The organism is Myxococcus vastator (genome assembly GCF_010894475.1).
GTDB lineage: Bacteria > Myxococcota > Myxococcia > Myxococcales > Myxococcaceae > Myxococcus > Myxococcus vastator.
Map to the genome: position 1 here is coordinate 1 of NZ_JAAIYB010000345.1, position 9,164 is coordinate 9,164.

The window sequence follows — 9,164 nt, forward strand, 5'->3', positions numbered from 1 at the left end:
GGGCTCGCCAGCCTGCCGGAGCGCGGGGAGCACGAGGAGGCTCGCGGCCAGCAGGCCCGCGGCGGCGCCGCAGAGCTTGAGGACGGCGGCCAGCGGGCTGGGCGGAGGCGGCGGTGGCGGCGCCTGGAAGGTGCGCTTCCGGGGCACCCCGGCTCCCCCGAGCCCGGGCTGGGCCGTGGGCGGCCCTTCGGGCTCGGCTTCCTGGGGCGTCTGCGCCTGGAGGTGGGCCAGCTCCTCGGTGCGTCCCATCAACGACTGGGACCAGGCCTCGTTGTCGGATGACGCATCCGTGACGGGGCCGCAGGGAAAGGGAGGGGTGTTCACGTGAGGTCGCTTCCTGGGGAGAGGGCTCAGCCGCCAACGACGCGGAACACTTCGCGCAGCGACGTGTCGCCCGTGCGTGCGCGTTCGACGCCCGCGGCCAGCAGGGGCACCATGCCCTCCTGGATGGCGAGCTCCTGGATGCGGGAGCTGGGCACCTTGGCGTTGATGGCGTCGCGGATGCCCTGGGAGACCACGAGCATCTCGTAGAGGGCGGTGCGGCCCAGGTAGCCGCTGCCCTCGCAACGCTCACACCCCACGGGGCCGAAGAAGTTCCCGCGCCGGATTCCGGCGGCATCCAGCCGCACCGCCTCCTCGGGCGTCAGGGGCAGGGGCGCGCGGCAGTGGGGGCAGAGGCTGCGCACCAGGCGCTGCGAGAGGGTGGCGACCGTCGCCGAGGCGAGCAGGAAGGGCTCCACGCCCATGTCGATGAAGCGGTTGAACCCGCCCGCGGCGGAGTTGGCGTGGATGGTGCTGAGCAGCAGGTGGCCGCTGAGGCCCGCCTGGATGGCCGTGCGCGCCGTCTCCGAGTCGCGAATCTCACCCACCATGATGACGTTGGGGTCCTGCCGCAGCACCGCGCGCAGGCCCTGCGCGAAGGTGAAGCCCTGCGCGGCGTTGACCTGCGTCTGCGCGAAGAGGGGGACGTCGAACTCGATGGGGTCTTCGATGGTGGCGATGCGCGTGAGCTCGCCGCGCGACTGCTGGATGTGGCCCAGCGAGGCGTACAGCGACGTCGTCTTGCCGCTGCCGGTGGCGCCCGCCACCAGGATGAGGCCCTGGGGCAGCGCGAGCAGCTCCTGGTACTTCGCGAGCAACGCGTCGGGGAAGCCGAGCGCGGGCAGCTGGGGCAGCCGCACGCCGGTGCGGGCGATGCGCAGCGCCACCGCGGGGCCGTGGTTGGTGGGGAGGATGGACACGCGGATGTCCGCGGGCCCGTCGTCCGTGGTCCACGGGAAGTGCCCGTCCTGGGGCTTGTCCAGGTCGTACAGCGCCAGCTTCGCGAGGACCTTGACGCGGTTGATGAGCCGCGAGTGGTGCTCGCGCGGGAAGGAGAGCACCTCCTCCAGCACGCCATGCAGTCGGAACGCGATGCGCGTGCCCGACTCCAGCGGATGGATGTGGATGTCGCTGGCGCCCAGGCGGATGGCGCCGTCCATCAACTGGCCCATGAAGGCGATGATGTCCGGGTCGGGCTTCGCGGCGATGTGGCGCAGCCGCTGCCCCAGCTCCTTGAGCAGGGTCCTGACGGCGGTGGCCGTGTCGTGGGTGAGCACCTCGAGCGGAGAGATGCTGGGGCCCTTGGGCAGGGGCTTCGGCCGGGGCGCGCGGTGCCGGGCGCGGTGCGCCACCACGCTGGCGCTGTAGCTCAGCCCGAACGCCAGGGCCACGCTGCCCGCGAGCAGCGGCGACAGCACGGCCTGGAGGTAGCCGCCGCCCTCCTGGAGGAGCATGGCGGCGCCCAGCGACGCGTGCCGGTAGGCCCACAGGCCGACGCCGCCCACCACCACGAGGACCGCCAGGGTCCACAGCAGGCTCGCGATTCGATTCATCAGCGCGGTCATCAGGCGCCGCACGCTACCACCTGGGTCGGCGTGCTCTCAAAAGGACCCAGGGTGTTGTTCGCGGGCCCCGGAGGGCCAGGACGGGTGGGCGTGTCCTGACCCACTGGGAACCCCTGTGAGGCTCAGCTCTTGGCTTCTTCCGAGGCCTTGTCGTCCTGCTGCTGGCCACAAGCCGGGTCGGCGGCGTTGGACGACTGCTGCTCGTCCGCGGACGCCCGCGGGTCGTGCTTCGCGCAGTCGCCGGCGCACGAGAGGCCCGCGGTCAAGCAGTTGGAGCGCTCGTCGCCATCCCAGCAGAACGTATTGCACGGCTTCGAGCAGTCGCAGACCTCGTAGCACTGGTACTGCGCCTGCGCGCCAGGGGCAAAGGTGAGCGCGAACAGGAAGGAGGTGCCCGCGAGGAACTTCGTCAGCGTGTTCATGGTTGCTCCTGTGAAAGACAGCCAGGTCGCGGCCCTCCATGGGCCGCGAATCCAGGTGTACTTGCGCAGGGTGATGAGAGCGTGACGGGGCGGGGGCGGGCTCAGCGCTCCTCGAACATGGCCTGGATGACGCGCCAGGCCAGCTCGACCTCGCGGCCCGAGCGCACGGACAGGAAGTCGCAGATCTCCGCCACGGCGTTGGAGCGCTCGCGTTCGAAGCCCTGGAAGAGCGTCTTCAAGGAGACGTCGAGCCCCTTGGTGAGCTTGCCCAGGGTGTCCAGGGACGGAGAAAACGAACCGCGCTCAATCCGGCGGATGGCGTCCACGGACAGGTCGCTGCGCTCCGCGAGCGCTTCCTGCGTGAGCTCCCGGGACGTCCGGAGCTTGCGCACGTGGTCGCCAAACCGGCGGTGCAACCGCGTCCAGTTCGCGACCCTGTTTTTCCGTTTCTCCATAAGAGGGAGCGGATAATTTGGGGTATCTCGGTCACATGTGAAGGGAGGATGTTCGGGGCTTGACCTTGCATTTGCGCCGGGCCGTTTCTCCCGCGACTTCCGTTGACTCACATGCATCCACTCCACCGCGACCACGAACGCGGAGTGTGGGCTCCAGGGCTGCTCCTCCAGCAGGCAGGGAGCCGCCGGCCGGGAACATGCGCACGCAGGGGCTTTCGTCTACGCTGCCTCCTACATGACGCATTCGGAAGTCGGGCGGAGCGGCCGGCGGACCTGGTTCCCGGTCCTGCTCGGTGGCCTGTTGACCGCCTGTGACATCGAGTCCTCGCCTCGCGCCGCCACACCCCCTGCTTCCGCGCCAGAGGCACCCGCCGCACACCCCGTGGAACCGCCGCGGCCGCCCCCCGCGCCAGCGCTTCGCCGGCGGATGCCTGCCCGTCCCGAGCGGACCGCCGAGCTCCAGGCCCTGGCCGAGAGGCTGGGCGCGCCCGGGGCGAGCGTGGAGGACCCCTGCGTGGCCCCCCTGGGGAATGGCTGCGCGCGCACGGCGCTGGCGCCCTTCTTCACCTCGCTGGATGAGTTGGCCTCGGGGACCGCGACCCGCCCCGTGGTCATCGAGGCGTTCGGCAACTCGCTGATTGCCGGGGACCGCATCGTGGACGTCCTGCGCGACGACCTGGTCACGGCGTTCGGGAGCGCGGGCCGGGGCGTGTTGCTCGTGGACCGCATGGCCCCCTACGGTGGGCGAGGCCGCACCAGCGCCAGCAGCAGTGGCTGGCAGCCGCGCACCCTGGGCGAGCTGCGCGCGCCCCCGCACGCCTTCGGCATCACCGGCGTGTATCACGTGGCCACGCGCGCCAAGGCCCGCAGCCGTTTCAAGTTGGACGGCGAACCCCGTGGCGCGCTGTGGTGGCTGGACGTGCCAGGCGCGGGCGCGCTCAGCATCTCCAGTGGCGGCGAGGTGCTCGCGCGGACCGAGCCCACGGGAAGCGGCGCGTCGCGCGCCATCCACTTCGAGCTGCCCGAGGGCGCACAGACGCTGGACGTGGTGGCCGAGCGGCAGGGCGCGGTGGTGCAGGGCGTGGTGTTGCAGCACGCGCGGCCCGGCATCGTCCTGGACACGCTGGGCGTGCCTTCGTCGGATGCGGGCCTCTATGCGCGCATGGACGGCGCCACGCTCACGTCCCAGCTCGCGGAGCGCTCGCCCCGGCTGCTCGTCTTCTTCCTGGGCGGCAACGAGTCCAAGCGCATCGAATGGAAGCGCCTGGACATGGAGAAGCTGCGCACGGACCTGCGGACGCTGCTCCGCCGCGCACGGGAGGCGGCGCCCGGCAGCGCGTGCCTGCTGGTGGGGCCCATGGACGCGGTGAAGGGGCCCGGCGCGAAGGCCCAGGCGCTGTCGCAGCGTCCCTCACTGGAGGCGGTCAACGCCGCCGAGCGGGAGGTCGCGCTCGCCGAGGGGTGCGCCTTCTTCGACTTCTACGCCGCCATGGGCGGAGCGGGCGCGCTCGCGCGCCTCCATGCGTCTGGCTACATGCATGACGACCTGGTGCACCCGCGCGGCGCGGGCCTGGACGTGCTGGGGCACCTGGTCACCGACGCGCTGCTGCGCGCCTATGTGGAGACGCCGCCGCCCGCGCGCGGTGTCGCGGCGTTGATGCCCATGCCGCCGGGGGCGGGCGCCGCGCCCGCCGGGGCGTCCGAGCCCAGCGCGGAGGCCACGCCATGAGACTCGCGTTCGTCCGGTATGGGGCCGCGGTGCTCCTGGGGCTCGCGGGGCCCGTGTCTCTGGCGGCGCCTCGGGCCGCGCTGGAGCCCGTGTGCGAGGCCGTCAGCGCCGACGCCGAGCAGTCCCCTGGGGCCTTCTCCAAGGAAGTGCGCGGCGCCCTGGACGCGGTCGTCCGGGCCGAGCTGTCGCGGGGGCCTGTCGCGGGGCTGTCGGTGGGCGTGACGCGCGGCGCGGAGCGCTGGGTGTGCGCCTATGGCTACCGTGACGTGGGCCGCAAGCTGCCCGCGACGCCGCGCACCACGTACCGCATGGCGTCCGTCACCAAGTCCTTCACGGCGGTGGCGGTGCTGCAACTGGTGGAGCAGGGGAAGCTGAGCCTGGACGCGGACATCTCCACCCTGGTGCCGAACTATCCGGCCAGGCAGTGGCCCGTCACGGTGCGCGACTTGCTGGGCCACGTGAGCGGCGTGCCGACCTATGACGGGGTGGCGTCCACCCGCAACACGAAGGCGGTGAGCACCGAGGCGGCCATCGCCGTCTTCGCGGGCAAGCCGCTCGCCTTCGAGCCGCGCACCCGCTACCTGTACACGACGTGGGGCTACAACCTGCTGGGCGCGGCGGTGGAGACGGCCTCCGGCCAGTCCTACCGCGACTACCTGCGCGAGCACATCTTCAAGCCCGCGGGCATGCCGAACGCGGACCTGGACATCACCGCCACGCGTGATGCGCACCAGGCCAAGGGCTACCGCATCCAGGGCACGGCGCTGAAGCCGTCGCGCTTCCTCGACGTGTCCAGCCGCTTCGCCGGTGGTGGCACCCGCGCCACCGTGGGGGACATGCTGGGCTTCGGCCGCGCCGTGCTGGCGCACACCCTGGTGTCGCGCGAGACGATGGGCCGCATGCAGACGTCCATGGCCACCACGGACGGGCGCCTCACCGACTACGGCATGGGCTTCGCCACGTATCCGCTGCGCGGCCACTACGTGGTGGCCCACGCGGGCGGCCAGAACGAGACGACCACGCTGCTGATGATGCTCCCCGCCGAGGACACGGTGATTGCCCTGGCCTCCAACGTGGAGGGCGAGGCGCGGCGCATGCGCCGGCTGTCCATCCGGTTGATGGAGCAGGTGCTGGAAGAGGGCAACACCCGCCGCGATGCCTACGTCGCGGACCCGGTGGACGCCGTGGTGCATGAAGGGCTCACCCGCGTCGCCAGCTATGGGCTGGCCTATCACCAGTGGGCCACGCGCGGCCCGGGCGTGCTGCCAGCGGAGACGGACCTGCCCGGCGCCTTCGCCCAGCTGTCCGCGATGCTGAACCGGAAGGAGATTGCCCGGGACACCCGCGCGGCGCTGGAGCGCGTCCGGAGCGGGCATGACCCACGCCTGCGCGCCCTCTTCATCCGCGTGGGCGCGCACATGGCCCGCACGTTGGAGAAGGTCCACGGCGCGGACCGGCTGAAGGCCTACACAGTCGAAGGCCCGCTGGCGTTCTTCGAGGACTACCTGTCCGCGGGTGACGCGAAGCAGGTGCCCGAAGCGGAGCGCATCGGCGAGCCGCTGCGCGCGGACGTGCTTCGCCTGGCCGCGAGCTGGGAGCGCGCGCGGCTGCCCGCGCTCCAACGCCTGCGTCTGGACGAGGAGAAGAACCCGGAGGCGCACTGGGCCGCGCTGCGCGCGTCCGTGGCCGCGTCGCCGGGGTTCCATCCGGATTACTCGGACGAGCTGCTGCGCATCGCGGAGGGCTTCGCCTGGCGCAGGCAGCCCGCGGCGCGGCGGCGCTGGCTGGAGCGGGCGGTGGAGCTGCAGCCCCACGGCCTGGATGCGCGCTGGGCCCTGGCCGAGGCGCTGCTCGCGGCCAGCCCGGAGGCGTCCGTGCTGCCGCAGCTGCGCGAGGCCGTGGCCACGCCGCAGGGCGTCCTGGCGCTCGCGCCCCGGAACTTCCTGAAGCGCCTCTTCACCGCGGAGTCCACCGCGGTGGCGGCGGGCCTGCTGCGCGCGGGCGTGGCGCTGCACCCGGAGGCGCCGGAGCTCTGGGAGGCGTTGGCGAAGCGGGAGCGGCGCCTGGGCCGGAAGGCGGCGGCCACCGCGGCCCTGCGTGAGGCGAAGCGTGCGCGCGAGGCGCCCAAGCCGGAAGTCGCGCCGGCACCCGACGTCCCCGAGGCCCCGGGCGCCAGCGGCCCCGTGCCGGATGACCACGGGCTGGTGCCCGCGGGGAAGTGAGCGTCACCGCCGGAGCGCGAGCCTCTGGCGGTGTGGGCTCAGTTCGCCGGCCGTGGCGTCAGCTTGCCAGACAGGGTGCAGGTCGTCGCGATGGGCTTGCCCTTGTAGGGGGCGGGCTTGAAGCGCCACTGCTTGATGCGCTCGAGGTTCTTCGCGTCCAGGCCCATCCCCGGCCATTTCATCCGGCAGTCCGTCACCGTCCCGTCGAGCTTGAAGGTGCACGACATCTGGTAGGTGCGCTTGTTCTTTTTGAGATGGGCGAACCACGAGGGGACGAACTGGAGCTCCTCCCCGCTGATTCGCTCGGGGCGCTCCGGCGGGTTGCCGCAGGGGATGGGCATGCTGCGGTCCATGTTCTTCTCGAAGGCCTCCATGTCGCGCTGGATTTGAGCTGCGAGCGCCTCCTTGTCCTGCGCCTTCGGCTCGGCGGCCAGGGTGGGCGCGGACAGCAGGAGGAGGGAGATGAGGCCGGGCATGTGCATGCTCTTCCCCTTAAAGCGGGATTGGGGTGGCGCGAAAGCGTGACTCCGACAGCCGGGGCGTCCTGGTGCGCACCCATGCGAGGATGGGCGCACGTATGCGCATCCCGTGTCCCCGTTGTCAGGCCTTCGTCGTCCCAGGCGCGCAGAGCTGCGCGTGGTGCGGCACGTCTCTTCTGCAGGAGGCCACGCCAGGCTCCGCCGACCCCGTGTGTGCCGTCCACCCGGAGCTGCGCAGCCTGCATGCGTGTGGCCGGTGCGGCAGCTTCGCGTGCGCGCGGTGTCTGCGGAAGGGGCAGCGGGACGAGCCCCTGTGCGCCGCGTGTCATGACCGCGTGCCCGCGGATGCCCTGCCGTGGGACCGGCGCGATGAGCTGGGGACGCCGCGGGCGTACTGGCAGACGTGTGTGGCGGTGATGCTGCGTCCCACGGCCACCTTCGAGCGCGCGCGGCCGGAGGGTTCGGTGGGCAGCTCCCTGGGCTTCGCGGCGCTGTCCAACCTGGCCGCCTCCTTCACCACGGCGCTGGTCTACCTGGCCATCCTCCTCGCTATCCCGTCGGCGATGACAGAGGGCGACAACGTCTCCGCTCACGGGCTCCGGCTGGTCGGGCTTGGGGTGTTCGGGGCGATGATGGTGATGGCGCCCGTCATGGGCATGCTCGTCGCGCTCATCAACTCCGCGCTGGACCACGTCGTGTTCCGGATGGACGGCACCGGTCAGCCCTTCGAGGTCACCCTGCGCGCCAATGCCCTGTCGATGTCGCCCTACCTGATGGGCCTGATTCCCTTCTGTGGCATGTATGGCGCACCCCTGTGGGCCCTGGGGCTGCGCATCTTCGCTTACCGGAGCATGCACCGCACGACCTGGGGCACCGCGGTGCTGGGCGCCCTGGCGGTGCCGCTGCTCTCCTGCGGCCTGCTCTTCGCAGGCTACGCGGTGGTGGCGGTGGTGGGCGCGGCCACCGGCTTCGGCAAGTAGCGCGGGGCGCTACGGCGCCGTCACCGCGGTGGTGGGCGCCGCCGCGGTGACGGTCCGCTGCTGGGGCCAGAAGCGCGCGCCGTGGACGTTCTCCAGCGCGGCGATGCGCTTCTTCGTCTTCGCGTCGTAGAGGCGGGCGGCCTGCTCGGCGGAGACCAGCAGCAGGCGCCCGCGCATCCGCAGCGCCACGGTCGATGTGGGCGCGAGCGCCAGTTGCTCAGGCTCCACCAGCCGGTCGTTCGCCTCCCAGCGTAGCGGGAGCATGAGCGTGGGCAGCTCGCCCGCGGCTTCCCAGGCGTAGAGCGGCCCCTGGTGCGTCTCCATGGAGACCCACCTGCCGTAGGCCGTGTGGCCCCGGTCCTTCACCACCGCGTCCAGCCGCGCCGCGTCCTTGTTGCCTTCTTCCAGCGCCGACTCGGAGAGCCGGTCCGCGTCCTGGCTGAAGGTGGAGGACGTCAGCCGGCTGGCGGTGGTCAGGGCTTCCGTGCCCAGGGCGCCGTCCATCTCGTACAGCGTGGCCACCGTCTCCAGGTGCTTCCACTGGCCGGCCTCGTGGCGGTACGCGTGCGCCAGGCCGGGGCTGCCTTCCGCCTCGGGGAGGAAGAAGCGCTTGCCGTCGAAGAGGAAGTACTCACGGCCGCTGTCCATCTTCCGCGGCAGGTCCTCCAGCTGTGACACCAGCGCGACGACGTGACCCGCTTCGTCGAAGCCCAGCGTGTCGGTGTGGCCGAGCTCGGGCAGCAGCAGCCGGGTGCTCTGGCCGGACTCGAAGTCCACCTGCCAGGCGCGCGGGGGCAGCTCGCCGTTGCCCCGGTCCACCACCAGGCCCTGCCGGCCACGCGGCCCCCAGGCCAGCTTGAGCCGCTCACACCCCGCGTCCACGGTGGCGAGCGGCTTGCGTGTGCCCGCCGACTCATGGCGAATCCACGTACAGCCCGAGGGCGACGCGGCTTCGAGGAAGGACAGCGTGTAGCCAGGGGTGGGCCTGGTG

General features: G+C 72.0%; 8 protein-coding genes and 1 pseudogene. 3 read left to right on the forward strand and 6 right to left on the reverse strand.

Translation table 11 applies throughout. The annotated features are described in order from the left end of the window. The 4 genes and pseudogenes from G4D87_RS27425 to G4D87_RS27440 form a co-directional block, all read right to left on the reverse strand. Positions 1-324 (reverse strand): annotated as a pseudogene (locus G4D87_RS27425) (PEGA domain-containing protein); the annotation flags it as partial. A 26-nt stretch (positions 325-350) separates the two neighbouring features. Further along, on the reverse strand, positions 351-1,886 hold the full coding sequence (locus G4D87_RS27430) for a GspE/PulE family protein (RefSeq protein WP_205507744.1): 1,536 nt from the start codon (positions 1,884-1,886) through the stop codon (positions 351-353). A gap of 122 nt (positions 1,887-2,008) precedes the next feature. After that, the gene (locus G4D87_RS27435) at positions 2,009-2,308 is read right to left on the reverse strand and encodes a hypothetical protein (protein WP_163785513.1); all 300 of its coding nucleotides are present in this window, start codon (positions 2,306-2,308) and stop codon (positions 2,009-2,011) included. 101 nt (positions 2,309-2,409) lie between these two features. Next, positions 2,410-2,763 (reverse strand): helix-turn-helix domain-containing protein, encoded by a 354-nt coding sequence (locus G4D87_RS27440; RefSeq protein WP_163785515.1) that lies wholly within the window; start codon positions 2,761-2,763, stop codon positions 2,410-2,412. Between the two features lie 427 nt (positions 2,764-3,190). On the opposite strand from G4D87_RS27440, the gene G4D87_RS27445 reads away from it, so the two are divergent. Next, the gene (locus G4D87_RS27445; protein WP_240358654.1) at positions 3,191-4,492 is read left to right on the forward strand and encodes a GDSL-type esterase/lipase family protein; all 1,302 of its coding nucleotides are present in this window, start codon (positions 3,191-3,193) and stop codon (positions 4,490-4,492) included. Further along, complete coding sequence (locus G4D87_RS27450) at positions 4,489-6,714, forward strand: serine hydrolase domain-containing protein (protein WP_163785519.1); 2,226 nt, start codon at positions 4,489-4,491, stop codon at positions 6,712-6,714. Before G4D87_RS27445 ends, G4D87_RS27450 begins: the two co-directional genes overlap by 4 nt. 38 nt (positions 6,715-6,752) lie before the next feature. On the opposite strand, the gene G4D87_RS27455 is transcribed toward G4D87_RS27450, so the two are convergent. After that, a complete protein-coding gene (locus tag G4D87_RS27455) occupies positions 6,753-7,196 on the reverse strand; it encodes an energy transducer TonB (protein ID WP_163785521.1) in 444 nt (147 codons plus the stop codon). A 95-nt stretch (positions 7,197-7,291) separates the two neighbouring features. Between G4D87_RS27455 and G4D87_RS27460 the strand changes: the two genes are divergently transcribed. Then, positions 7,292-8,173, forward strand: coding sequence for a YIP1 family protein (locus G4D87_RS27460; RefSeq protein ID WP_163785523.1), 882 nt, complete (start codon positions 7,292-7,294; stop codon positions 8,171-8,173). 9 nt (positions 8,174-8,182) lie between these two features. On the opposite strand, the gene G4D87_RS27465 is transcribed toward G4D87_RS27460, so the two are convergent. After that, the coding region (locus G4D87_RS27465) for a hypothetical protein (RefSeq protein WP_163785525.1) at positions 8,183-9,164 on the reverse strand (982 nt) is incomplete at its 5' end.